At 51.6% G+C, this 24,318-nt stretch carries 26 protein-coding genes; 6 read left to right on the top strand and 20 right to left on the bottom strand.

Translation table 11 applies throughout. From position 1 onward, the window contains the following. Positions 1-264, bottom strand: a complete 264-nt coding sequence (locus KNP74_RS06520; RefSeq protein WP_021067029.1) for a DUF2129 domain-containing protein — start codon at positions 262-264, stop codon at positions 1-3. Continuing rightward, positions 248-715, bottom strand: a complete 468-nt coding sequence (locus tag KNP74_RS06515; protein WP_232819480.1) for a YlbF/YmcA family competence regulator — start codon at positions 713-715, stop codon at positions 248-250. Before KNP74_RS06515 ends, KNP74_RS06520 begins: the two co-directional genes overlap by 17 nt. Positions 716-824: 109 nt before the next feature. Here KNP74_RS06515 and KNP74_RS06510 point away from each other — a divergent pair, with 109 nt between their 5' ends. Further along, positions 825-1,580 (top strand): ATP-grasp domain-containing protein, encoded by a 756-nt coding sequence (locus KNP74_RS06510; protein WP_128122771.1) that lies wholly within the window; start codon positions 825-827, stop codon positions 1,578-1,580. Between the two features lie 103 nt (positions 1,581-1,683). Continuing rightward, entirely contained in the window at positions 1,684-2,046 is a 363-nt protein-coding gene (locus KNP74_RS06505; RefSeq protein WP_021067026.1) for a YugN family protein, read from the top strand. A 54-nt stretch (positions 2,047-2,100) separates the two neighbouring features. Here the strand turns inward: KNP74_RS06505 and KNP74_RS06500 are convergent, their stop codons facing one another. From KNP74_RS06500 to cyoE, 10 genes are all read right to left on the bottom strand, one after another. Further along, the gene (locus KNP74_RS06500) at positions 2,101-2,592 is read right to left on the bottom strand and encodes a cysteine hydrolase family protein (RefSeq protein WP_034777055.1); all 492 of its coding nucleotides are present in this window, start codon (positions 2,590-2,592) and stop codon (positions 2,101-2,103) included. Between the two features lie 142 nt (positions 2,593-2,734). Continuing rightward, on the bottom strand, positions 2,735-3,007 hold the full coding sequence (locus KNP74_RS06495; protein ID WP_214763857.1) for a hypothetical protein: 273 nt from the start codon (positions 3,005-3,007) through the stop codon (positions 2,735-2,737). 5 nt (positions 3,008-3,012) lie between these two features. Then, the gene (locus KNP74_RS06490; RefSeq protein WP_034777051.1) at positions 3,013-3,627 is read right to left on the bottom strand and encodes an SCO family protein; all 615 of its coding nucleotides are present in this window, start codon (positions 3,625-3,627) and stop codon (positions 3,013-3,015) included. 20 nt (positions 3,628-3,647) lie between these two features. After that, entirely contained in the window at positions 3,648-4,109 is a 462-nt protein-coding gene (locus tag KNP74_RS06485) for a DUF420 domain-containing protein (RefSeq protein ID WP_034777049.1), read from the bottom strand. Positions 4,110-4,132: 23 nt separating this feature from the next. Beyond that, positions 4,133-5,056 carry a cytochrome c oxidase assembly protein gene (locus KNP74_RS06480; protein WP_034777047.1) on the bottom strand — a complete coding sequence of 308 codons (924 nt, stop codon included), beginning with the start codon at positions 5,054-5,056 and terminating at the stop codon, positions 4,133-4,135. 134 nt (positions 5,057-5,190) lie between these two features. Next, positions 5,191-5,520, bottom strand: a complete 330-nt coding sequence (locus tag KNP74_RS06475; RefSeq protein WP_034777045.1) for a cytochrome C oxidase subunit IV family protein — start codon at positions 5,518-5,520, stop codon at positions 5,191-5,193. Between the two features lies 1 nt (position 5,521). Beyond that, positions 5,522-6,148: a cytochrome (ubi)quinol oxidase subunit III gene (locus tag KNP74_RS06470; protein ID WP_034777044.1), complete on the bottom strand. Its 627-nt coding sequence runs from the start codon at positions 6,146-6,148 to the stop codon at positions 5,522-5,524. Beyond that, positions 6,149-8,017 (bottom strand): cytochrome c oxidase subunit I, encoded by a 1,869-nt coding sequence (gene ctaD, locus KNP74_RS06465; RefSeq protein WP_034777043.1) that lies wholly within the window; start codon positions 8,015-8,017, stop codon positions 6,149-6,151. 38 nt (positions 8,018-8,055) lie between these two features. Beyond that, positions 8,056-9,072: a cytochrome c oxidase subunit II gene (gene coxB / locus KNP74_RS06460; protein WP_214791563.1), complete on the bottom strand. Its 1,017-nt coding sequence runs from the start codon at positions 9,070-9,072 to the stop codon at positions 8,056-8,058. Between the two features lie 60 nt (positions 9,073-9,132). Continuing rightward, a complete protein-coding gene (gene cyoE / locus KNP74_RS06455; RefSeq protein ID WP_034777042.1) occupies positions 9,133-10,053 on the bottom strand; it encodes a heme o synthase in 921 nt (306 codons plus the stop codon). 332 nt (positions 10,054-10,385) lie between these two features. Here cyoE and KNP74_RS06450 point away from each other — a divergent pair, with 332 nt between their 5' ends. Next, positions 10,386-11,288, top strand: a complete 903-nt coding sequence (locus KNP74_RS06450; protein ID WP_128122990.1) for a COX15/CtaA family protein — start codon at positions 10,386-10,388, stop codon at positions 11,286-11,288. Between the two features lie 51 nt (positions 11,289-11,339). Here KNP74_RS06450 and KNP74_RS06445 read toward each other — a convergent pair whose 3' ends face one another. From KNP74_RS06445 to KNP74_RS06430, 4 genes are all read right to left on the bottom strand, one after another. Then, positions 11,340-12,695 (bottom strand): cryptochrome/photolyase family protein, encoded by a 1,356-nt coding sequence (locus tag KNP74_RS06445; protein ID WP_214710554.1) that lies wholly within the window; start codon positions 12,693-12,695, stop codon positions 11,340-11,342. Between the two features lie 52 nt (positions 12,696-12,747). After that, complete coding sequence (locus tag KNP74_RS06440) at positions 12,748-16,185, bottom strand: pyruvate carboxylase (RefSeq protein WP_128122988.1); 3,438 nt, start codon at positions 16,183-16,185, stop codon at positions 12,748-12,750. 31 nt (positions 16,186-16,216) lie between these two features. Then, positions 16,217-17,452 carry an FtsW/RodA/SpoVE family cell cycle protein gene (locus tag KNP74_RS06435; RefSeq protein WP_214710553.1) on the bottom strand — a complete coding sequence of 412 codons (1,236 nt, stop codon included), beginning with the start codon at positions 17,450-17,452 and terminating at the stop codon, positions 16,217-16,219. Positions 17,453-17,538: 86 nt separating this feature from the next. After that, positions 17,539-17,817: an Fpa/YlaN family protein gene (locus tag KNP74_RS06430; RefSeq protein WP_021067011.1), complete on the bottom strand. Its 279-nt coding sequence runs from the start codon at positions 17,815-17,817 to the stop codon at positions 17,539-17,541. Positions 17,818-17,989: 172 nt separating this feature from the next. On the opposite strand from KNP74_RS06430, the gene KNP74_RS06425 reads away from it, so the two are divergent. Together KNP74_RS06425 and KNP74_RS06420 are read left to right on the top strand one after the other, a co-directional pair. After that, a complete protein-coding gene (locus KNP74_RS06425) occupies positions 17,990-18,457 on the top strand; it encodes a hypothetical protein (RefSeq protein ID WP_214763856.1) in 468 nt (155 codons plus the stop codon). Between the two features lie 94 nt (positions 18,458-18,551). Beyond that, positions 18,552-19,763 carry a multidrug efflux MFS transporter gene (locus KNP74_RS06420; protein ID WP_034777035.1) on the top strand — a complete coding sequence of 404 codons (1,212 nt, stop codon included), beginning with the start codon at positions 18,552-18,554 and terminating at the stop codon, positions 19,761-19,763. A gap of 28 nt (positions 19,764-19,791) precedes the next feature. Here the strand turns inward: KNP74_RS06420 and KNP74_RS06415 are convergent, their stop codons facing one another. Both KNP74_RS06415 and KNP74_RS06410 read right to left on the bottom strand, forming a co-directional pair. Further along, a complete protein-coding gene (locus KNP74_RS06415; RefSeq protein ID WP_214763854.1) occupies positions 19,792-21,108 on the bottom strand; it encodes a PhoH family protein in 1,317 nt (438 codons plus the stop codon). 33 nt (positions 21,109-21,141) lie between these two features. Beyond that, complete coding sequence (locus KNP74_RS06410) at positions 21,142-21,591, bottom strand: PNPOx family protein (protein WP_214763853.1); 450 nt, start codon at positions 21,589-21,591, stop codon at positions 21,142-21,144. A 112-nt stretch (positions 21,592-21,703) separates the two neighbouring features. Between KNP74_RS06410 and KNP74_RS06405 the strand changes: the two genes are divergently transcribed. Further along, positions 21,704-21,904, top strand: coding sequence for a YlaI family protein (locus KNP74_RS06405; protein WP_128122984.1), 201 nt, complete (start codon positions 21,704-21,706; stop codon positions 21,902-21,904). 41 nt (positions 21,905-21,945) lie between these two features. Here KNP74_RS06405 and KNP74_RS06400 read toward each other — a convergent pair whose 3' ends face one another. Together KNP74_RS06400 and typA are read right to left on the bottom strand one after the other, a co-directional pair. After that, positions 21,946-22,272: a YlaH-like family protein gene (locus KNP74_RS06400; RefSeq protein WP_021067005.1), complete on the bottom strand. Its 327-nt coding sequence runs from the start codon at positions 22,270-22,272 to the stop codon at positions 21,946-21,948. Between the two features lie 104 nt (positions 22,273-22,376). Next, on the bottom strand, positions 22,377-24,221 hold the full coding sequence (gene typA, locus KNP74_RS06395; RefSeq protein WP_214710549.1) for a translational GTPase TypA: 1,845 nt from the start codon (positions 24,219-24,221) through the stop codon (positions 22,377-22,379). Positions 24,222-24,318 lie beyond the last annotated feature (97 nt).

Genomic DNA, 24,318 nt, shown 5'->3' with positions numbered 1-24,318 from the left:
TTATTTCTGCTTCGATTCGTACGTCTCCGCGACGAACGGCCGCTCACTGCGGACGACCGCTTCGACGAACGGCAACGCGCTCACTTGTTCGAGAATCGCCTCATGTCCATCGAGGTCGGTATACAAGAAGGCGTACTTCTCCCGCTTTGACACGTAATACAGGTTCGCATAGCGACGCAACGCCTTCACTTGCTTCAATGATTGGACGTAGACGACGAACCCGATTCGACCATTCAACTCAAACGTCTCAGATGGCACATCCACAGCTTCCGCCTCCACAACTTCCTCCGCCTGAACATCCGCCTTCGTCGAAGAACGGGTTTCCGGTCGGGACTTTGATTTTTGGAGAAACCGAGAAGGCCAACAGCTCACTCACTTCCCCGAGCAGTTTATCTAAACTGCGTTCCGCTTTTTTAAATGCGGCCACTTCTGGCTGGACATCGAGACGCCGTTTGACGAGATGCATCTCTTTTTTAATGCGATCGTGGTCCGGATGATGTTTCCCGAACCGCTGTACGTACTCGTAATCTTCTTTCATCCGCAAGAACTCACGTTCCACGAGGCGCGCTTCCTCCGATTGGGCTCGCGCTTGTTTCGTGGCGATATATGTTTGGAACGACTCGCTCGCTTCAATCAAATCGGCTAACGATTCCGTTTGATCGAGCAGGGCGATCGTCTGTTCAGTAATAATCATGGCTTTCACCCTTTCTGCCATGATTTTAACACATTTGATTCCCTCTGTAAGCAATCGGCTTTATAATTGAACGTGACTGTCAAGCGTCCAACCAGAAAGGAAGTGAACAGGTGCATCCGTGCACCTCGCTATGAAAAAAGTCTCATTTAACATGATTCGTTCGGCCGGCATCAAGACCGACTATGCGAAACCTGAATATTATTACGACCAGCTCGATAAAGTAAGAGCAGCCGACCTCGTCTTGTTCCCTGAATATTGGATGGTCAACTCGATCATCTACGGACTGAATAAACCGATTTTCCCGTCGCCGGCCACGTATCACCTCGGGCACGATAAGATTGAGATGACGCGCGCCTTCAAGGCGACGTTCCCGCACCGCATCCCGAAGACGCTCATCTACGGGAAAAACCCTTACACGATTGAGCGTGTCTTGGAAGAGTTCGAGTACCCGTTCGTCGCCAAGACGGCCAAGTCGTCGATGGGACAAGGCGTCTGGCTCATCAAGCATGAACAGGACTGGCTCGAATACGTCGACAAGCACGAGACGTTCTACGTCCAGCAATATATCCCGAATGACCGCGACTTACGGATCATCGTCATCGGTGAAGAAGTCGTCGGTTCGTACTGGCGCGTCAGCGAAGCGTTCTTGAACAACGTCGCCCAAGGTGCCCACTTCTCGTATGACGACATCCCGGAAGACGTCGTCGCGGAAGTGCTCGATATCGCCAAGACGCTTCACATCAATCACGCTGCCTTCGACGTCATCGTCGCAGACGGTGAATTTTACATTTTAGAGTTCAACGTCTTCTTCGGTTCGGAAGGGCTCCTGCCGCTCGGTGTGAGGCTTACAGACAAGATTGCCCACTACCTCGACACCCAGGCTTGAGGCGTTCATCTTTTTTTCACAATTTGAACACACGTTATTCCAAGAACGTTTTCGAATATGATATGATGACATATGAGGTTTATTAGGGAAAAGGGGGATTATGATGAAATTTGAGCAGTTCCACATCGAGGGAAAAGAGATCCGCTTCGGTTTGCTCGAGACGATCATGGATCATCATCATTTCATCCGTGAAGGCGCTTGGGACTATGAGCGTGCAACGTATGACATGAAATACGAGAAACAATCGACAGGCGAGACGTTCTACCTTCGCTTACCGGTATATGCGATTGAAGGACAAATCGAGGACCGTCATGCGGTCGTTAAAATGTTGACACCGATTCTCGGAAAACATTACTACCCGCACGGCGTCGAGTACGACGAAGAGTTCCCAGAAGAAATCGTCCGTGATTGCGAGCGTCGTCTTGCCGCACTCGCTGAGACACTCGAAGTAAAACCCCTTGCATAAGCGAAGGGGTTTTTCTTTTGACCACATATGACAAGCCGACGTCGGCAAAACAAGTTATGCCGACAAGTCTCCAGATTGAATAATGGTGCAGCCTTTGCCCTCATAGTACGCGATCATGTCGTCGATTTTCTTCAAGTCATAGCTCGTGATGCAATCCGACAGGACGCTTACCGCATAGTCTGCTTTCCGCAGATTGTAGCACGTCGACTTCACACAGGCGGTCGCGTCGGCCCCAGTGATATAGAACGTGTCGATGCCATGTTGTTGAATGAACTCCGCGAACGCTTCACTCGTCAAGGCGTTGCCCTTATATTTGGTGAATACGTGATCGGACACGATTTTCAACTCTGGCGCTAATTCCGCTCCGCGTGTTCCCGTTTTGAACGTTCTCGTCCCCGCTGATAAGTTCTCATGCCGGATATAGACGACATGAATCCCCTTCTCGACCGCCCAATCGATTGATGTGTTGATGTTGTCGATGACTGCTTTGTAATGTTTCGTGATGTCATTTTGAATATCAATGACGATCAATGCCTCATGTTGCATCTGATTTCCCCCTCGATGAGTCGCGTACCGTGACTACTCATTCCATCATACCAGATACCCGAGTTCACTTTTAGGAAAAATAAACAAAGACGACATCTTCTTCCATAGAAAAAGGGAGGCCCTCAGCGGGTCCTCCCTTCTCTCATTTAGCGATCACATTAAGCGTCACATCGACCTGTCCGAGCAACAAGTCGAACTGATCACGCACATACCGATACAAGCGTTCAGCCTCGACGAGCGAGACGGGTGCGATGATTTGATAATCGTATTGCTCTTTCGACAGAGACACGACTTTCACTTCACGCAATCCGAATTCGATCGCGCTGCAAGCGATCAAATCCTCGATCGCCCGTTCGGCAATCGTCACATCTCCGTAGGAATAATCATTTCCGATGACAGCCATCGTATCATTCATCTTCTTCACTCCTTTTCTGCCGCGAGTACTAACACGTCCTCCATAATGGTTTCGATGTCGACAGGTTTTTCTCCTGCCGTCGCCATTTGGGCGACCGCGCGCACGTCATGCTTGCGATCGATGATATACATCGTCGTCGCATGCGTGACGAGGCCACTGTTCGCTTTCGAATAGTAGAACTGAAGCTGACGCGTGATACGGTCGATATCGGCTTTGTCTCCGGTCAACATCTTCCAGCCCGTCGGTTCGGCTTGAAACGCCGCCCCGTAGTTCTCTAAGACGGGGACCGTATCGACTTCCGGGTCGACCGTGATGGCGACGAGCTCAACGTCCGTCCCGTATAGATCGTTCGCTTTCAGCTCTTGCTCGAGCTTCATGAAGTCGCGCAACGTGAGCGGACAGATGTCCGGGCAGTTCGTGTAAAAGAACGTGACGATTTTAACTTTACCGTTGTCCGAATTGTACGACTGACCGTCGAGCGCGTTCGTCAACGTGAACGGGGTCGGCTCTTGGATGACGGGCAAGTCCTCTTCTTTAAAGAATAAGAAGTACGAGGCCACGCCGATTGCCACCAAAATGGCGACCGTCAAACCGACCGTCATATAGCTATTCCGTTTCATCCTCTTCCCCCTCTCTCGATTCACCCACCGATAATGGCACGGAAGACGTTCGTCGTCTCACCTGGGTCATAGGCGACGTAGAGGAGGACGTATACCGTCACCCCTGTGATCGCCGTGAAGAACCAGACGACCGAAGCTTTCGGTCCGATTTTCCGGTGTTTCTCGACTTTGTTTTTATAGCCGAGGTAAAGCGTGATCAAGCCGAGGACTCCGCCTGTCGTCGCGAGTAAGATATGGAAGATCATGAACGCCAAATAGTATGGCTTCACTGAATCAGGTCCGCCGAAAGCGGTATTGCCGACAAAAATCGTACGCGAAACGTAAAGAATGAAGAATGTTGTCGCGGCAATCGCGGCAGCCGTCATGACTTTTTTATGTTTGTCGACGTTGCGACGATCACGCGCGATGATCGTCCAGCCGATTGCGACTAAAATAGCACTGATGACAATGAATGTCACACTGATCAAGGCAAGATAATTCATCGTAGTTTCCCCTTTGACTTAGTTCATTTTTTCTCTTTTGGTTCTTGCGGTGTGAACGACATGCCTTCATCGAGCGCAAGCGATTTTGTCCGGCGCACCCAGCCGAAGAACGTCCAGCCGAAGAAGAAACCGTAGACAACTTCTTGACCGAGCTTCATCAATACCCCACCGAAGCGTTGGTCTTCAAGGGCGCTGTTCGTCGCGCCCATGAGCGCGTTCAAATCAAGGCCGGATACGTCCCCGTTCGGCATACAGTAGCCGAGCACGGTCGCAAACGTTTCTGCGTCTGTATAGGCGTCATACAAAATGCCTTGGCTGAAGATGATGAACGCACACGCCGGTGTCAACAACACCCCGTTCGCGATGATGTATACCATCCGCTTCAAATCAGACATGCCTTCCTCTTCTTCCGAGAGGAATGGTGCAATGACCGGATACCACATCGTCAAACTGAAGACGACGAGAGCGCCGTGGAAGATGCGGTGCACACCATAGTTCGTCAACACGTAGTCAAAAATGAATGGCATATGGTAGAACGTGAATAATGCATTGAACAAAACGAGTGCGATCAAAGGTTTTGTCATAAATTTGAGCGTCGGCCCAATCACCTTATAGCTAAATAATTTTTCAAACACCCAATATGGCATCCCGTACACGACGAGCGCCGGTGCGAGCACATAGACGAGCACCATCTGTAACATATGCACCGAGAAGATGATATGCGCGAGCACATCGACCGGGCTACCGAAACCGATGTAATACAATAAAATAGCGGATAACATGCTGAACTTTTGTAGCAACGTGGTCGACTCGTACCCTCGCTTCGCCATGCTCTCTGTGACGACCGCATAGAGGACGTACAACCCTACCATCAACAATCCGAACCATGGACTCCAAAGCGTCGTCCAATCGAACTGTTTGAGTAGCTCTGATGTATTCCAGAGCATCCCTTCACCCCTTTTCTTTCTCTCCCAAACCGATGAAACCGTTCACTTCAAGATTACTATTCCTTTATTTTTGAAGTAAAGCAAAAAGGACTGAATCATCTATGTTTCCACAGATGTTCAATCCTTTGTCACATTTACCAAATGAGCAAGCGAAGGGCCGCGACCGTGATGATGGCGACAAAGATGCCGAGCCACATCATTCCGACGATCCACGTGTTGCCACGGTTGTTCATATGCATGAAGATATAAAGCTGCAAGAACACTTGGATGATGGCGAGGATGATCAAGAAGCCACCTGCCGCCCACACCGGCATGAGTTCAGCGTATACGGCACCGAACGCGACGAATGTGAGCAAAATCATCATCGCGAAGCTAATCAACTGAAGTTGATACTCGCGTCTTGATTCGGCTTTTACTTCAAGCTCTAACTGTTTGTGCGTTTCGTTCATTGGTTGTTTTTCCATATTAGCTCACCATCCCTAAGAGGTAGACGATTGAGAAGATGAAAACCCATACGACGTCGATGAAGTGCCAGTACAGGCTCGACACGTAGAACTTCGGTGCGTTGTACACATCGATTGGACGGTTCCAGTTGCGAATCAACAGCGTCGTGATCCAAAGGAGACCGAACGTGACGTGTGCGCCGTGGAATCCGACGAGCGTATAGAACGCAGATCCGAACGCGCTCGATGTGAACGTGTGACCGATGTGGTAGTAGTGGATGAACTCATAAATCTCTGCTCCAAGGAATCCAGCCCCGAGGAGAAGCGTGACGACCAACCAAAACTTCATGCGGCCTGGATTGTTCGCTTTCATGTTCATCATGGCGAGAACACTTGTGAGCGAACTTGTGAGGAGGAGCATCGTCATTAAGAAGACGAGCCCCATCTCAAAGATATTGTACGAACGAAGTTCCTCTGGCGCACCAGAGTTCAGTAGACCGACGTACGTTCCGAATAGCGAGGCAAAGAGAACAGTCTCTCCACCGAGGAAGAACCAGAAGGCCACATATTTATTTTTCCCTTCCAGCGTGGCTTTCTCTGGATTGGCCGGAATACCGGTCACCGGGTGTTTTTCGACTGCATGTGCCATTTATTGGTCTCCTTTCTCACGAATCGCTTTCAAATCCGCTTCAATCTGTGATTTTGGAATATAGAAGCCATGGTCGTCGATCCATGAACGGAGGAACATCGACACGAATGTGATGAGTAATCCGATCACGATGAGTGACCAACCGACAACCGCGTTATCCATTTGGAAGATCGCTCCAAGTCCGGCGATGAAAAGACCGAGTGACATGAAGAATGGAATCAACGAGTTGTTCGGCATGTGGATGTCTGCTACTGGTTCAGCAACAGAGACCCGTTTGTTGCCCGCCATTTTCTCGAGCCAGAACGTATCGAGACCTTTGACGAGCGGTGTTTGTGCAAAGTTGTACTCTGGTGTCGGTACAGGAAGCGTCCACTCAAGTGTACGTCCATCTTCCCAGTGGTCTGGCTTGACGCGTTGCTTCGACAAGAATGCCTTGACAACAGCGACGAGCAAGATGATTGTCGATACACCCATGAAGAAGGCACCGATCGTCGACAGTAAGTTCATCGTCTCAAACCCTTGGTTAGGAAGGTATGTGAAGACGCGGCGTGGCATCCCGAACAATCCGAGGAAGTGTTGCGGGAAGAACGTCAAGTGGAACCCGATGAAGAACAACCAGAACTGCCAGTAGCCAAGCTTCTCAGAGAGCGCTTTGCCGAACATGAGCGGGAACCAGTAGTAAAGTCCTGCGAATAGACCATAGACAACCCCACCTACGATAACGTAGTGGAAGTGAGCGACAACAAAGTAACTATCGTGATACTGATAGTCGGCCGGTGCGACCGAAAGCATGACCCCTGTCATCCCCCCGACGAGGAACGATGGAATGAATGCGACCGAGTAGAGCATCGCGACGTTGAACTTGATTTGTCCGCCCCATAGCGTGAACAACCAGTTGAAGATCTTGACCCCTGTCGGAACGGCGATGGCCATTGTCGCGACAGCGAAGATTGAGTTGGCGACCGGTCCGAGACCGACCGTGAACATGTGGTGGACCCAAACCATGAATCCGAGGAAACCGATGAGCATCGTTGCGAAGACCATCGTTGTGTAACCGAACAGACGTTTACGAGCGAATGTCGGAATGATTTCCGAGAAAATACCGAACGCAGGGAGTATCAAGATGTATACTTCCGGGTGTCCGAAGATCCAGAAAAGGTGTTCCCAGATGACGACGTTACCGCCGGCTGCCGGATCAAAGTAGACGGCACCGAACAAGCGCTCGAACATCAACATGAACAAGCCGACTGTGAGCGGCGGGAACGCGAAGACGATCAACGCCGAAGCGACGAACGTCGTCCACGTGAAGAGCGGCATCCGCATGAGTTTCATGCCTGGTGCACGCATGTTCAAAATCGTGACGAGGAAGTTAATCCCGGCCATGAGTGAACCGAAACCTGAGATTTGAAGACCTAGGGCGTAGAAGTCGACCCCTGATGCTTCAGGTTGTGTCGAGAGCGGCGCGTACGCCGTCCACCCTGCGTTCGGTGCAGCGCCGAAGAACCAGCTAAGGTTCAGCATGACACCACCGAAGAAGAACAACCAGAAACCAAGTGAGTTAATGAACGGGAACGCGACGTCGCGTGCCCCGATTTGTAGCGGAACGACGGCGTTCATAAATCCGAATAGCATCGGCATGGCCGCTAGGAAGATCATCGTCGTCCCGTGCATCGTGATCAATTGGTTGAACGTTTCGCCGCTGACGAAGTCGTTCATCGGACGAACGAGTTGCCAACGAATAAGTAAAGCTTCAATTCCACCGAGAAGGAGGAAGAAGATTCCTGAGAACAAATACAAAATACCGATTTTTTTGTGGTCAACCGTCGTAACCCAATCCATGATGCCATTGTATTTACGCGGTTGCTGCATAGCAGTGGTCTGTGCCACGTGAAATCCCCCTTTTCCCGTTAGTCAATCTTCTGATCGTACAAGAAGTCAACGAGTGCATCTAACTCTTCATCACTGATTTGGCCTTCACCGAAGCCAGGCATGAGCGCGCCTTGTTTCAATTCTTGTGGGTCGCGAATCCATTCTTTCAACTTCTCTTCGTTGTTTTCGAGGTAGCCCGCCAACCATTCGCGATCACCAAAGTTCGTCAAGCTCGGCGCGACTTTCCCGCCACCGTGACAGCTCAAGCAGCTCTCGACGTACACGGCTTCGCCTGTCGTCAAGTTTTGGTTATCTGCAACGAGGTTTTCTGTGTTTGCGTCCTGCTGTGCTTTCATGTCTTCGAGCCATTGGTCGTACTCTTCTTGCTCGAGTGCGATGACTTTGAAGTCCATGAGTGCGTGTGAAGGTCCGCAAAGCTCGGCACATTTCCCGTAGAACGTACCTGGTTCATTTGCATGCAACCACATTTCGTTATCAAGGCCTGGGTTCGTATCCGTCTTACCTGACAAGGCCGGTACCCAGAACGAGTGAATGACGTCTTTCGATGTCAAGTTGATGCCGACACGCTTACCGACTGGGATGACGAGTTCTTGACCCGTGACCACGCCTGCGTTCGGATATTCAAATTCCCACCAGTAAAGGTTGGCCGTGACATTGATTTCTTCTTCTTTTTTCGCTTCTTTCGCTTTCGCGAGCTCGACTGTCGTCGTGATCGTCGGAACAGCGAGAATGATCAATAAAATGATTGGAACGACTGTCCAAATCATCTCAAGCGTGCTGCTTCCTTCGACTTGCTTCGGAATCGATTCATCTTTCCGACGGAATTTCATGAGCACGTACACGTAAATAATCGTTACGATGACAAGTACAAAGAGCATGATTGCCAAACTGATGAGAATGATGCGAAGCTGAATCTCAGCTCCTTCTCCCATCGGCTTCAATGCAGACAATCCCTCTACGCCGCACCCTGATAACAGTAGTGCGAACATCATCATCGGGACGATGCCAAACAGAAGCTTCTTAAATGATTTCACAACAATCCCCACTTTCTCCCAAAATGATGTGCAATGGTTTCTATATAGTGAGTGCGACTATCAAAGTGCCGTCAATACCAGCGTGACAATCCACACGACTAAATAAATCAATGAATAAAAGAACATTTTGTTTGCCCACTTGATCTCATCTTCGGCCTTGAAACCTTTCAAGCCGAGATATAACCAGTAGCCCCCAAGACCGGCCGCGACGATCACGTAGATCAAACCGTAATGCAAGAACAAGAGCGACGCTGGAATGAGTGTCGCGATCCACCAAATGATTTGTCGCTTGGTGATCGCAAAGCCGTTGACGACCGGTAGCATCGGAATGCCGGCCGCTCGATACTCCTCGACACGCCGCATGGCGAGCGCGAGGAAGTGTGGCGGTTGCCACAAGAACATGACGAGGAACATGAGCCACGCATCGATATGAAGCGCGGGATCGATGGCTGCCCAACCGATGAGCGGCGGTACCGCTCCAGAGATGCTGCCGACGACCGTGTTCAACGTGTGCGTTCGTTTAAGCCACATCGTATAAATGACGACATAAAAAAATGCCCCGATTAAACCGAAGACTGCTGCCACATACGACACGATCAATAAGAGCAATGTCCCGATCGCGAGTTGCGTTAATCCAAGGAGCAAAATCCGTTCTCCCGAAATTTTCCCGGTGACACTTGGTCGGTTGTCTGTACGTCCCATCAAGTAATCGATATCACGGTCCACGAAGTTGTTTAGGTAACAACTCCCGGAGATGACGAGCGCGCTTCCTAACATCGTTAATAAGAGTTGTGGCCAAACTTCAAACAAATAAAGTACTGGCGTATCACTCTGATATGTTGCTGCTACAAAGAAACCGGCGAACACCAACAATAGATTGGCGCGGACGATTCCCATTTTTGCCAGAGCAACATAGTCGCGGAACGAGGCGGATTCTGTATATTCTACTTCTGCCATTGTCCCTGGGTTGACTTTTGTCATACTGACCCCCCCTACTAATCACGAAATCCTCGTATTCTTTTCACAGAAAAAACACAATATGAACAAAGTTCACCTAACTCATAACAAAGATACCATATTTTCAAAAAGAATACGTCGTTTATGCTTGTAAAATAGCTAGTTTTTTGTGACAGACGTGTGATAATTGTCACAGTAAAAACGCTACGCTAATACTAGAATAACGATTTTGATAGCGATTGCAAGCTTTTCCGTTTCGTTTTTACGACGTAAAGCCGTATAATAAGTATGGCGAAAAAAATATAAACTGACAAGGCACAATTCTAGTGATTTTTCTCAAAAGCAGGTGGAAACGAATGCATAAAAAACTCGCACTATTTTCAGCACTCGTCACGCTCGGGATGATGCTCGTTCTCATCATGGGTGGAACCGTGACGAAAACCGACTCCGGCGACGGGTGCGGTACAGACTGGCCGCTCTGCCACGGGAAACTGATTCCGACGAATCCGAGCGTCGAGACGATGATCGAGTACAGTCACCGTGTCGTCTCCGGCATCGAAGGACTCCTCATCATCGCATTGACGGTTTGGACGTTCGCGGTCGTCAAGAACCGCTATGACGTCAAAGTGTTCGCGTTCCTCGCGTTCATCTTTATGCTCATCCAGTCCATCATCGGCGCCGGTGCGGTCATCTGGCAACAGTCGGACGCGATTCTCGCGCTCCACTTCGGCATCTCGCTCGTCTCGTTCGCGTCGCTTCTCATTTTGACGATTCTCTTGTTCGAAGGAGAACGCGTACATCGGGCCGTCTCCGAACGATTGAAGATTCACCTTTACGGCTTGACGATCTATACGATGGTCGTCGTCTACACGGGTGCTTATGTCCGTCACCTCGGCGCGACGTATGCGTGCGTGGGCTGGCCGGTATGTAGCCAAGACGTCTGGACGTTCGAGTCGTACGTCCAAATGGGACACCGGATCATGGCGGGATTGCTCGTCTTCTATACGCTGTACGTGTTGTACTTGGCGCGACGGGAGACGAATCGACTCGTCGAGACCGGGATGTGGGCGTCCTTGTTCTTCATCTTGCTCCAAGTCGGCACGGGGGCGTGGATTGTCCTTGGGGGACATGCCACATACGTGCCGCTCCTCCATGCGTTCTTGATTACCTGCTATTTCGGGATTGTCTCGTACTTGGCATATCATGCGTATCGGAGTCAGAAGCAGACGACCGCGTCCGCTCGACAAAAATCAGTTTAATCGAACATACGAAAAGGAGCGACGTTCATCGCTCCTTTTTTCTATGCCTATTTACTGTGCATCCTTGAACCGTTCGAGCGCTCGGGCCCGCGCTTCCTTATGGTCGACGATTGGGTCGATGTATCCGTTCCGCTCGCTGAGGTCAGGAAAGTGAATCGACTTTTTGTCGAGGTCGGCGAGTTCAGGCACATACTTCCGAATGAACGTCCCTTCGGTATCAAACTTCTCGGATTGCGTCGTCGGATTGAAGATGCGGAAGTACGGAACCGCATCCGTCCCGACCGAGGCGGCCCATTGCCAGCCGCCAATATTCGAGGCCGCCTCGTAGTCGATCAGTTTTTGTTCGAAATAGCGTTCCCCTTTTCGCCAGTCGATCAGTAAATGTTTCGATAAGAACGAGGCAACGATCATCCGAAGCCGGTTGTGCATCCAACCTGTCTCGTTCAGTTGCCGCATCGCCGCGTCGACGATCGGGTAACCCGTCTTCCCATCACACCACGCCTGAAAGTTCTCGGCATCGTCTTCCCAGTCGAGGCGCTTATACTTGTCGTTGAACGGACGGTCTTTCAGTCCCGGGAATTGAACCATGATCATATAATAAAATTCGCGCCATAACAGCTCATCGTAATACGTGTCGCGTCCGCTCGATTTCGGCGCCGACAGCACCGCTTCCGCCACGGTGCGGATCGACAACACCCCGGTCCGTAGATATGGAGAGAGCCGGCTCGTGCCGGCGATCGCCGGGATATCGCGGTCCTCATCGTAGGCGTCGATCCGGTTGGCGACAAAGTCATGCAAGCGTCGTTTCGCGGCCGCTTCTCCGAGCGCTTTCCACGAACGCTCGCACCGGTCGAACTGACGCCGTAACTCAGCAGGCACGACATGTTCGGTCGCGACGAGTTGCTTCAGCGCTGTCACATCGACATCATACGGTGCGGGCGGCGTTTCGGCGTAGGCCGCCTTTTTGAACGGCGTATACACTTTGTACGGGTCGCCGTCTTTTTTCGTGAACGCGTTCGGGGCAAACAAATGCCGATCGAGCAGACGGATGACTTTGACGTCTTGCCCGAGCGCCTCGATGACGGCATCGTCGCGCTGCTTGAACGGTTCAACATACTCGGCGTTGAAGTACAGCGTGTCAAACTGACCGAGCGCTTCGACGAACGCTTCGGCCGTGTCGGCGACGATGACACGCAGGCCGAGGCCGTTCTCCTTGAGCTCACCCATAAATTGTCGCATCGTCGCGAAAAAGTAATCGTGCCGCGTCTCGAACGGCTCGCAATAGTTCGGATTGAGCCAAAAGACGAACTCCAATTCATCGCCTGAAGCAGCGTCTTTCAATACCCGGTGTAACATATGATTATCAGTCAATCGAAAATCCGATCGAAACCAACAGACTCGTCTCATCTCTCCCACTCCTATCTAAAAAAGAAGCATAGCCGCGCTATGCTTCTTTCCATTATACAAACTCAATCAATAAGTCGTCACTTTGGATTGTGTCGCCTTCTTTAATATGGACCGCTTTGACTTCACCGTCTTGAGCGGCTTGGACCGTCGTCTCCATCTTCATCGCTTCCGTGACGAGGAGCTGTTCCCCGCGATGGACACGGCTACCAGGTTCGACGAGCACTTTCAACACCGATCCCGGCATCGAAGCACCAACTTGTTTCGGGTTCGTCCGATCAACTTTCGGTCGGCTCGTCGTCGCCGACTTCACGTTCACGTCTTTGATTTCGATTTCACGCGGTACCCCGTTCATCTCATACGAGACAATACGGATACCGTCCTCGTTCGCCGCACTGATTTGAACGAGTTTGATGATGAGCGTCTTCCCGGTCTCGATCTCGACTTGAATCGTCTCTCCGACGTTCAAGCCGTAGAAGAACGTTAACGTGTCGAGGACGGATACATCGCCATACGTCGTCGAATGGGTGACGTAATCCTCGAACACTTTCGGATACAACGCGTTCGAGAGCAGTTCGAAGTCCGTCACCGGGCGCTCGAGCTTCTCGAACAACTTCGTCTGCGCCGCCTTGAAATCATACGGTTCGATCAGTTTACCCGGACGTACGTCGAGCGGTTTTTCGCCTTTCAAGATGGCTTGTTGCACGTCTGTCGGGAATCCGCCTGGAGGCGTTCCGAGCTCACCGCGCATCATTTCGACGACCGAGTCTGGGAAGTCGAGTTGGTGACCCCGCTCGACCACATCTTGTTCGTTCAAGTTATGTTGGACCATGAACAGTGCCATGTCCCCGACAACTTTTGACGATGGCGTCACTTTGACGATATCGCCGAACAACATGTTGACGCGGGCGTACATCGCTTTCACTTCACTCCAACGGTCGCCTAAACCGACCGCTTTCGCTTGTTGTTGCAAGTTTGAATACTGACCGCCTGGCATCTCATGCTCATACACGGACGGATGCGGAGCGCGCATGTCGCTTTCGAACGGCTCATAGTTATGACGCACGTCCTGCCAGTAGTCGCTGATGACCTCGTACTGTTTCGCATCGATTTTTGGTTGACGCGTGTGATGGTCGAGCGCATAAATCAAGCTGCCGCCTGAAGGTTGTGACGTCATGCCTGACATCGAGCTCGCGGCCACGTCGACGATGTCGACGCCCGCATCCGTCGCCCGGGCATACGTGAAGATTCCGTTGCCGGAAGCGTCATGCGTGTGCAAGTGGATCGGCAAGTCGACGGCATCTTTCAAGGCTGAGACGAGCGCGTACGCCGACTCTGGCTTGAGCAGACCGGCCATGTCTTTAATCGCAAGAATATGAGCCCCGCTCGCTTCGAGTTTCTTCGCCAAATCGACATAGTACGGCAAGTGGTACTTCGGACGGTTGCCATCGTACAGGTCGCCTGTATAACAAACGGCCGCTTCCGCGACTTTTCCTGTCGGTAACGTCGCGTCGATCGCAAGTTGAATCGACTCGAGGTTGTTCAAGCTGTCGAAGATCCGGAACACGTCGACACCCGCATAGGCCGCCTCATGGACGAACTGTTCGATGACGTTGTCGGCATAGTTTTTATACCCGACCGCGTTGGCGCCGCGAAGCAACATTTGAATCAAGACGTTCGGCATTTTCTCGCGGAGCCGCATGAGGCGAACCCATGGGTCTTCCGAGAGGAAACGATAGGCGACGTCGAACGTGGCCCCGCCCCATGCCTCGACCGAGAATAACTCTGGCATGAGTTTACTCGTCGGTTCGGCGATATTGACGATGTCTTGTGTCCGCATCCGCGTCGCAAGAAGCGACTGGTGCGCGTCTCGCATCGTCGTATCCGTCAACAACAGTTCAGGTTGACGTTTGATCCAATCGGCAAGGCCGTCCGGACCGAGCTCCGTCAAAATCTGTTTCGTACCTGGTTTGGCTTCAGCCGGAAGGTCTTGCGGAATCCGGACCGAGCGGCTAATCGGCTTATCTTTCAATCCGACACCCGGGAATCCATTCACGGTGACGTCGCCGATATAGTTGAGCAACTTCGTTCCGCGGTCTTTCCGTTTCGGGAAGACGAACAATTCTGGCGTCTCGTCGATGAACGACGTGTTGTAGTCACCGCTGATGAAGTTCTGGTGCTTCATCACGTTAATCAAGAACGGAATGTTCGTCTTGATGCCGCGAATCCGGAACTCGTTCAAGTTACGGACCATTTTCGAAGCCGCCTGTTCGAACGTCATGCCGTGTGTCGACAGCTTCACGAGAAGCGAGTCATAATACGGCGAGATCTCGGCTCCGACGTAAGCGTTCCCGCCGTCGAGTCGGACCCCGAAGCCGCCCGGAGAGCGGTACGCCATAATTTTGCCCGTGTCCGGCATAAAGTTGTTGCCCGGGTCTTCTGACGTGACACGTGACTGGATCGCGTAACCGAGCAATTTGATGTCTTCTTGTTTCGGCATATGGATGACGTCGCCGTGAAGTGACTCGCCTTGCGCAATCATAAGCTGCGTTTGCACAATATCAAAGCCGGTCACCATCTCTGTGATCGTGTGCTCGACTTGGATACGTGGGTTGACCTCGATGAAGTAGAACGACTCGTCTTCCGTGACGAGGAACTCGACCGTCCCGGCGTTGATGTAGCCCACGTGACGCATGAGCTTAACCGCCGCGTCACAAATCGCTTGGCGCGATTCCTCAGACAACGTCACACACGGTGCGACCTCGACGACTTTTTGATGTCGACGTTGGACCGAACAGTCACGTTCGAACAAATGAATGATGTTACCGTGATCGTCCCCGAGAATCTGAACCTCGATGTGTTTCGGACGCTCCACTAATTTTTCTATGTACACTTCGTCTGAACCGAACGCTTGCTTCGCCTCTGACTTGGCACGTTCAATCAAATCTTTCATCTCGGCTTCCGTACGGATGACACGCATCCCGCGGCCGCCTCCGCCCATCGCCGCTTTGACCATGAGTGGGAACCCGTGCTCGTTCGCAAACTCGAGCGCGTCTTCGTATGATGTGAGCGGTCCGTTTGAACCTGGAATGACCGGGAGTCCGGCCGCGATCGCACTTTGACGGGCCCGAACTTTATCCCCGAACGCATGAAGATGCGATTCATTCGGACCGACGAAGATGATACCTTCTTCGCGGCAACGACGTGCGAGCTCGATGTTCTCAGATAAGAAACCGTATCCTGGGTGAATCGCGTCAGCCCCCGACTGTTTCGCGATTCGAATCACGTCCTCGATATCGAGATAGGCGTCGATCGGCTTTTTATCGAGACCGATCAAATATGCCTCGTCCGCTTTAAAGCGGTGTAACGAGCCGCTGTCTTCTTGTGAATAGACGGCGACTGTGCGCATTCCTAGTTCGGTGGCTGCCCTAAATACCCGAATGGCGATCTCTCCACGGTTGGCTACAAGTAATTTGCTAATTGGTTTCAACATAAATCCCCCCATTTAAGTAGTTCGAACCTTCTTACCTGACAACATGTAACGATGAACCTTGCACGTTTTCGGCTGACTTCTCACGAATCTCAGCCCGTCTTGTCGCTTCCCGGTGCCGGTTTCGCATCGAGATGCTGCTGAGCACTCCGAGAATGCCCATCGTCATAATGAGTGACGTCCCGCCGTAACTGACGAGCGGAAGCGTGACCCCCGTCCCCGGGAACCAGCCCGACATCGCCCCGATATTGATCCCGGTTTGGACCATGATTTGGGCAGCGATGCCGAATGAGACGAACATCGCGAAGTGACTATCGCTATGGTTAGCGATATTGACGGCGCGGAACGCGATGAAAAAGAGCAGGACGAGGACGACGACGACACCGACAAAACCGAGCTCTTCCGCGATGATGGACATGATGTAGTCCGTCTCCGGTTCGGGCAGATACCCATACTTCTGATAACTGTTGCCGAGACCGACACCGGTCAACCCACCATGTACAATCGAGATGATCGACATGAGCAATTGATGGCCATAGCCTTCAGGATCCATGAACGGATTGAAGACGACCTCAATCCGACTGCGCTGGTTTTCCGAGAAGATTGTCGTGAACATCAAATAGACGGCCCCGATCCCAGCGATCACCGATGGGATGATGATTCGGAGCGGCGCCCCAACGGCGAGCCACATGAGGAACATGATGGCGCCAAGGACGAACAGCCCTCCCATATCCGGTTGCCCGTTGATGGCGATCGCATACGGGAGAAAGAAATAGATGACGGGAATCACGAAGAAGGCACCGGCTTGGGCCCGTAATCTTTTTTTCGTGATCGCAGCTCGCCCGAGTCGTCCCGGCAACCCTTTCAGTTCATTGTTCCACAGTTGGTGATAATAGTTCGCGAGCAATAAAATCAACACGAACTTGGCAATCTCGACCGGTTGCACCGTGAATCCGCCGATGATGAGCCACGCTCGTGCCCCGTTGAGTGGTGGCATCGCCCACGTGACGAACAAGAGGACGACCGACACGAGGTAGAGACCGTACAAAATATTTGGTTTTCTAAAGTTCTCATAGCGGAACATCGTCGCAATCAAGTAGACGACAATCCCGAGTCCGGCGTAGAAGAGTTGCCGATAGAACAAACCGCTGTTCGCGTAATCCCCGCGATTCCATACGCTCGCACTGTAAATCATGATCGAGCTGATTCCGACAAGCATGAGCACCGCAATGAACAGTGAGAAATCAAAGTACCGAAACCGAGTTTTCATGTTTTCACTTCCTTATGTACAACAATCCTTGACCCATTATAAAAAAATACTCAAACAGCGCCGCTTGCACAGTTTGAGTATAAGGTTCATAAATCTGAAGCTTCCGCGAGGGCGGACAGCTTTTGTTCCAATGAATCGAGCAGTCCTTTACCTTCAATGTCTGAAATGAGTCCAAGACGGACCGCAAAATCAATTTGGCGTGATAGACCGAACATATGTGTATCAAGCACCTCTTCATAAAGCGGGCACTTCGGCATTTTTAGGTTTTCTAACTGCACTTCAATCAAACAACGGATTTTTTCAGCGTCTGCCTCTAATAGTTGAAGCGCTTGCTCCCGTTGGACTGCAGCCAAATTTGTCGCCACTACGACCCCTCCTCCGTACAATGACAGACTGTTTGTCATAACTCAACTGTACATTATATTTCATCATAATTCAATGAACAGTCTGGATTCACTACGAGTTTCTCGCAGTTTCCCTTTTTCCCCGGAAGAGCTGTATAATGTACAGTGTATCGTGAATAAAGGGGGCGTATCAATGATTTTTCCACTAGACGGAGCGGTTCGTCACGCGTTGACGATCGACCCGACCGTATGGATTTTCGACGACCGCAAGCGGAACATCGAGGAACTCGACCGCGCGGTTGAGAACGATAATGAAGCGTATTATGCCAAGATGGGGAAGGCATGGGACGACGGCTTGACACAAGGGACACGTGTCGACCACAATAAACCGATGACTCGGGCCGATAAAGACGCGGCGCTTCGCGACTCGTTCGCGATGCCGTTCGCTCCGTTCCTGCAAAACGCTGAACCAATCGCTACGGCGACACACGTCCGCTTTTATGGGGAATCGGTGCTCACGCTACCAATCGATGAGGCGCGCACCGTCTATCTACAGTTCTCGAAGGACGGGAAAGTGCTCACGGACGGCCCGGTATACGTCTTGCATCATCAGCAAGTTTTGCGCGGCGTCCACCATATCGCAGTGCGAACAGAAGCTTGATCGAGAAGGCCATAGCGCCTTCTCATTTTTTTGGACTTTTTACTTCACAAAGTGTAACATATAGGTTATGGAAAAACTTCATGTTTGAAAGGTCGTGACGCTTACGTATCCTTTATGGAAGAAAAACTTAATCATCGTTTGGATCGGTAGCTTTTTGACGGCGGCCTCGATGAGCCTCGTCTTACCGTTCCTCCCCTTATTTATCGAAGAGCTCGGGGTCACGAATCCCGATCACGTCGTCACCTGGTCAGCCGTCGCTTTCGGGGCCACGTTCCTCGTGGCCGCCATCGTCTCCCCGCTCTGGGGAAGGCTCGCCGACCAAAAAGGCCGCAAGCTGATGCTCATTCGGGCAAGTCTCGGCATGGCTGTCGTGATGACGCTCATCAGTTTCGTCCAAGACGTGTATCAACTCGTCGGACTTCGGCTCCTCATGGGTGCCGTCTCCGGATTCATCTCGGCGGGGATCACTCTCGTCGCTTCACAAACCCCAAAAGAGAAAAGTGGCTGGGCGCTCGGTACCTTGTCGACCGGTGGCATCACCGGCGGACTCCTCGGTCCATTGATTGGAGGACTCCTCGCCGACTGGATTGGGCTTCGACCCGTTTTTCTCTTGACCGGCAGTGCTCTATTTATCACGTTCATCATCACACTCGTGTTCGTCAAAGAGGACTTCGTCCCGGTGGCGCGCGAACGGCTAGACTCGACCAAATCGATCATTGCCTCGCTCCGCCATCCGCAACTGATCTTAAGTCTCTTTTTAACGACTTTTTTAATCACTTTCTCGACGCAGTCGGTCGGTCCGTTACTGACACTGTATGTCCGGGAATTGAACCCGTATACGACATCGCTCGCCTTTATCGCAGGCATCGTCGCCTCGGCACCGGGCGTGGCCGCGCTCATTTCCGCACAGCGGCTCGGGCGGCTATCGGACCGGTACGGGGCTGAACGCATCTTGTTTTGGGCGCTCATCGTCTATAGTGCCTTCTTGATTCCACAGGCGTTCGTGACGTCGACGACGCAACTCGTCGTGTTGCGATTCGGCCTCGGTTTCGCCACCGCGGCGCTCATGCCGTCCGTGCAGTCGCTTTTGCGACAACACACGCCGAGCCGAGCGGCCGGGCGCATCTTCTCTTATAATCAGTCGGCCCAGTTCATGGGTAACCTGCTCGGACCGTTGTTCGGGTCTCAAGTCGTCGCGCATTTCGGGTTCTCCGCCCTCTTCATCGTGACCGGTTTGATTATGTTGACGAACGCCTTGCTCGAAAAATCGAACGTGCAAGTGGCACTTCATCCGAATACGAAATAAACGCCGAGCAGCCGCTCGGCGTTTTTCATTATAGTAAATCGGCTGCCAACCGGGCGAGCGACGAGCGCTCCCCTTTGATGAGTTGGACGTGGCCGAATACGTTTTGCCCTTTGAACCGTTCGACGGCGTACGTGAGACCGTTCGAATATTCATCCAAATATGGGTGATCGATTTGATACGGGTCGCCGACGAGGACGATTTTCGAATTCTCCCCGACGCGGGTCAGAATCGTCTTGATCTCGTGTTTCGTCAAGTTCTGGGCCTCATCGATGATGATGAACTGGTCCGGCATGCTGCGGCCACGGATATACGTGAGCGCCTCGAGCTGAATCGATTTGATGCCGGCCAAGATGTTCCCGAGCTCGTCTTTCGAATTGGCATTAAACAAAAACTCTAAGTTATCGTAAATCGGTTGCATCCAAGGCCGCAGTTTTTCTTCCATCTCCCCCGGCAAGTAGCCGATATCGTTCCCCATTGGGACGACCGGACGGGCGACGACGAGCTTATTGAAACGACGCTCGTCTTCCACGAGCGACAACCCGGCCGCGAGCGCGAGAAGTGTCTTCCCGGTTCCGGCTTTCCCGAGCAACGTCACGAACGGGATATCGTCGCGAAGCAACAAGTCGAGTGCCATCCGCTGCTGGACGTTGCGCGGATGGATGCCCCAGACGTGTTCGACGTCTAGGGAGAGCGGACGAAGGGTCGGTTGCAGCGCATCGACGACCGCGACTGCGCTCGCTTTCGAGACGTTGCTTTTTAAAACGACGAATGAATTCGGGTACAGTTGATTTTTCGTCAACGCAGACAGCGGCAGCTGACGGACTTTGTAAAATTCATCGATGACGGCTTGATCGACCTCGATCTCCCGGTAGCCGGCATATAGGTTCGTCGTATCGACGATATGGTCGGTCAAATAGTCTTCGGCTTCAATACCGATCGCGTCCGCCTTGACGCGGACAAGTATATCTTTCGAGACGACGACGACTTTACGGGTCCGGTCGTGCTCGTATTGTTTCATCAGGCCGAGTGCCACGGTCAAAATGCGGTTATCGTTCGTCATGACGTCGAACGGGAAATCGACGGTATGTTCATGGCCGATCTCGACGAACAATCGTCCGCCATTCTCGAGCGGCACCCCGTCATGCAGTTTCCCGGTCGTGCGGAGTTGGTCGAGTACACGCGCCGTCTCACGGGCGTTACGTCCGACCTCGTCCATATTGCGTTTTTTGCCGTCAAGCTCTTCTAATACGATGGCGGGGATGACGACATCGTGCTCATCGAATTGGAACAAGGATAGTGGATCGTGTAAGAGTACGTTCGTATCGAGCACATACGTTTTTTTCATAGACTTTGCCGCCCCTCGAAAATAGGATGGTGATCAAGAATTCAAACTCTCCTTGACTTCACGGTCCAGCTTTTCTGCTGCTTCGACATCGTACGTCTTGACGATGTCCGGTTGTCCATATGTCGCCCCGTAAAAGGAGACGTTACGGACTTCTTCAACGTGCCCTTCAAAAAAGCGAAGGTGCAATCCCGGCTTCACGCTTGGCTCGAACTCGGCCACATGCGACAAGGCCACACTGTAAGCCAGGCCTCCTTCTATAAAGATGAGACTCGCTGTCTTTTCCTGCGAGAGCAACGTGATCACATGCGAATTCTTCGTCAACGCCAAGCGAATCGTCCTCTCGTTCGGCGCTTGCACCCAGCTGATGGCATGGGTGATCGGCCACCGTTTCGGTTCGTCAAATGTGATTAAAAATGTCAATGGCATATCATTCAACGTACCTTGTTGTGCCTTTGAGAGTTCGAACGCGGCTTTGCTCGCCATATACTCCCCTCCTCCCGAACGGGTATACGAAATGGATTCGCCCTTACAAACCTCTTTCCCTGCTTTTCTCTCCTGAAATCATGCTATAATCAACGAAGAGGAAGGTGAGACCATGCGCGTAAAGTGCTCTCTTTGTGACAAAATCGATACGATTGATTCGTGGTCGTTCGAAGCGAAACGACTTCGTAATAAACCTGCTAAAACGTATATGTGCCAGACGTGTCAAGAACGCATCACCGCGCGAACCGCGGAACGTGTCGCGACCGGCCAATTCCACCTATATCCATCGTTCCGGCAAAAACGGAGATGGTAATCAAAAATGGACGTATCGCCCGAGGGCGTTACGTCCATTTTTTAATGTGATTCGATGCCTTGTCGACGGTTCCACCAGAGGCGACCCCGGTAGATTGCCAAGACGACAGCCATGACAAGGAGAACTTCTGGAATCGGCCATGTGAAGAAGACGAGCGCCATCGTGCCTGCACCGAGTGCGAGCAACATATAGACGACGAGTGACTTCCACCACGTCAATTGTTTCGCAAAACCTAATTTAAACACGAGTATTGTCAATAAGATGACCGTGATGATTAACGCGTTGAACCCGACCGAGAAGTCGTTCGCGTCACTGCCGACGCCAAGTAGCGAGGCAATCCACGGCACATCGATTTGTGTGATGTCCATCGTTTGAGAAGCTTTCAAGCTGATAATCCCCCTTTATTTCCTACACAACCATTCTACACTATCCAAAACAAAAGGGAACGCCTAGGCGCTCCCTTTTTTCCGACTTATTCTTTACCAAGTTTACGACGCTTGTCAGCTTTCTCGCGCTCGTTCTTGTTCAAGACTTTTTTACGGAGACGGATCGACTCCGGCGTGATTTCACAGTACTCGTCATCGTTCAAGAACGTGAGCGACTCTTCGAGTGAGAAGACGCGTGGACGTTTCAAGACTTGTGTCGAGTCTTTTGATGAAGCACGCATGTTCGTCAACTGTTTCCCTTTGACGGCGTTGATGGCGAGGTCGACGTCACGGTTACATTCACCGATGATCATGCCCTCGTATACATCTGTACCTGGCTCGATGAAGATCGTTCCACGGTCTTCAAGGGCACCGATCGAGTAAGCCGTCGACTTACCAGGTTCGATACAAACCATGACACCGCTGCGGCGGCCGCCGATGTCAGCAGAGATGAACGGACGGTACTCTTCGAACGTGTGGTTCAAGATTCCGTATCCGCGTGTCGCTGACAAGAACTCGTTACGATATCCGATGAGGCCACGTGAAGGAACGATGAATTCCATACGTGTTTGACCGTTGTCGTTCGTGTTCATGTTGGCAAGTTCACCTTTACGGAGACCGATTGATTCCATGACTGAACCCGTGTACTCTTCTGGGACGTCAACGATAACGCGCTCGAACGGTTCGATCTTCGTACCATCTTCGTCTTCACGGATGATAACTTGTGGTTTCGAAACTTGAAGTTCGTAGCCCTCACGACGCATGTTCTCGATCAAGATCCCGAGGTGAAGCTCACCACGTCCTGATACGATCCATTGGTCAGGAGAATCTGTGTTCTCGACACGGAGTGAAACGTCCGTCTCAAGTTGTTTCATCAAACGCTCTTCGATTTTACGTGCCGTCACGAAATCGCCTTCGCGCCCTGCGAATGGAGAGTTGTTCGTCATGAAACGCATTTGAAGTGTTGGCTCATCGATGCGAAGGAGCGGAAGTGGCTCTTCTTTACCGACTGGCGTGACCGTCTCACCGACGTTGATATCTTCCATCCCGGCGATGGCGATCAAGTCACCAGCTTTGGCTTCTTCGATTTCAACACGTTTGAGGCCGAAGTAACCGAACAATTTAGTGACGCGCAATTGTTTGATTGATCCGTCTGTTTTGCAAAGTGAGACTGACTCGCCAACTTTGATTTTCCCACGGAAGACGCGACCGACACCGATCCGGCCAAGGTAGTTGTCATAGTCGAGCATCGTGACTTGGAACTGAAGCGGCTCATCCGAGTTATCGATTGGTGCCGGTGTGTTCTCAAGAATCGTGTCGAGCACGTACGTGATTGTATCTTCTTGCTTCTCTGGATCAGGATCGAACGAACTTGAACCGCTGACAGCAGACGTATAGACGACAGGGAATTCAAGTTGATCTTCATCTGCTCCAAGGTCGATCAACAAATCGACAACTTCATCGACAACGTCGAGTGGGCGTACCATCGGCTTGTCGATTTTGTTAACGACAACGATTGGACGGAGACCTTGGTCGAGTGCTTTCTTCAATACGAAACGCGTTTGTGGCATGCAGCCTTCACGTGCATCGACGACGAGGATAACGCCGTCAACCATACGCATGATCCGCTCAACTTCACCACCGAAGTCGGCGTGACCTGGTGTATCAACGATGTTGATGCGTGTATCTTTATAATCGATTGCCGTGTTTTTCGCGAGAATCGTGATTCCGCGCTCACGTTCGATGTCGTTCGAGTCCATGGCGCGTTCTGCGACCATTTCGTTTGTCCGGAAAGTACCAGACTGTTTCAATAATTCATCGACAAGCGTTGTTTTACCGTGGTCAACGTGGGCGATGATGGCTACGTTCCGAAGGTTAGTTCTTACATTCATGTAGTTAGTCCTCTCTTATTTAAAAAAGTTTCATCTTTTATTCAACTTTAAGAGTATAGCACACGTCCTACCACCTTTGTCGAGTGTTATCAACTGT

Source organism: Exiguobacterium sp. s141 (assembly GCF_018618085.1).
Classification (GTDB): domain Bacteria; phylum Bacillota; class Bacilli; order Exiguobacteriales; family Exiguobacteriaceae; genus Exiguobacterium; species Exiguobacterium mexicanum_A.
This window is presented reverse-complemented; position numbering and strand designations above follow the sequence as displayed.

Bases quoted from the DNA above. Each gene is read 5' to 3' on its own strand.
- KNP74_RS06415 (WP_214763854.1), bottom strand. From the start codon at position 21,108: ATGAAAAAAACGTATGTGCTCGATACGAACGTACTCTTACACGATCCA.
- cyoE (WP_034777042.1), bottom strand. From the start codon at position 10,053: ATGACAAAAGTCAACCCAGGGACAATGGCAGAAGTAGAATATACAGAA.
- KNP74_RS06400 (WP_021067005.1), bottom strand. From the start codon at position 22,272: ATGGACATCACACAAATCGATGTGCCGTGGATTGCCTCGCTACTTGGC.
- KNP74_RS06435 (WP_214710553.1), bottom strand. From the start codon at position 17,452: ATGAAAACTCGGTTTCGGTACTTTGATTTCTCACTGTTCATTGCGGTG.
- KNP74_RS06515 (WP_232819480.1), bottom strand. From the start codon at position 715: ATGGCAGAAAGGGTGAAAGCCATGATTATTACTGAACAGACGATCGCC.
- KNP74_RS06405 (WP_128122984.1), top strand. From the start codon at position 21,704: ATGCGCGTAAAGTGCTCTCTTTGTGACAAAATCGATACGATTGATTCG.
- ctaD (WP_034777043.1), bottom strand. From the start codon at position 8,017: ATGCAGCAACCGCGTAAATACAATGGCATCATGGATTGGGTTACGACG.
- KNP74_RS06425 (WP_214763856.1), top strand. From the start codon at position 17,990: ATGATTTTTCCACTAGACGGAGCGGTTCGTCACGCGTTGACGATCGAC.
- KNP74_RS06495 (WP_214763857.1), bottom strand. From the start codon at position 3,007: ATGAATGATACGATGGCTGTCATCGGAAATGATTATTCCTACGGAGAT.
- KNP74_RS06470 (WP_034777044.1), bottom strand. From the start codon at position 6,148: ATGGCACATGCAGTCGAAAAACACCCGGTGACCGGTATTCCGGCCAAT.
- KNP74_RS06410 (WP_214763853.1), bottom strand. From the start codon at position 21,591: ATGGCGAGCAAAGCCGCGTTCGAACTCTCAAAGGCACAACAAGGTACG.
- KNP74_RS06505 (WP_021067026.1), top strand. From the start codon at position 1,684: ATGAAATTTGAGCAGTTCCACATCGAGGGAAAAGAGATCCGCTTCGGT.
- KNP74_RS06490 (WP_034777051.1), bottom strand. From the start codon at position 3,627: ATGAAACGGAATAGCTATATGACGGTCGGTTTGACGGTCGCCATTTTG.
- KNP74_RS06500 (WP_034777055.1), bottom strand. From the start codon at position 2,592: ATGCAACATGAGGCATTGATCGTCATTGATATTCAAAATGACATCACG.
- KNP74_RS06475 (WP_034777045.1), bottom strand. From the start codon at position 5,520: ATGGAAAAACAACCAATGAACGAAACGCACAAACAGTTAGAGCTTGAA.
- KNP74_RS06510 (WP_128122771.1), top strand. From the start codon at position 825: ATGAAAAAAGTCTCATTTAACATGATTCGTTCGGCCGGCATCAAGACC.
- KNP74_RS06480 (WP_034777047.1), bottom strand. From the start codon at position 5,056: ATGCTCTGGAATACATCAGAGCTACTCAAACAGTTCGATTGGACGACG.
- KNP74_RS06450 (WP_128122990.1), top strand. From the start codon at position 10,386: ATGCATAAAAAACTCGCACTATTTTCAGCACTCGTCACGCTCGGGATG.
- KNP74_RS06445 (WP_214710554.1), bottom strand. From the start codon at position 12,695: ATGAGACGAGTCTGTTGGTTTCGATCGGATTTTCGATTGACTGATAAT.
- KNP74_RS06485 (WP_034777049.1), bottom strand. From the start codon at position 4,109: ATGAATTATCTTGCCTTGATCAGTGTGACATTCATTGTCATCAGTGCT.
- KNP74_RS06440 (WP_128122988.1), bottom strand. From the start codon at position 16,185: ATGTTGAAACCAATTAGCAAATTACTTGTAGCCAACCGTGGAGAGATC.
- typA (WP_214710549.1), bottom strand. From the start codon at position 24,221: ATGAATGTAAGAACTAACCTTCGGAACGTAGCCATCATCGCCCACGTT.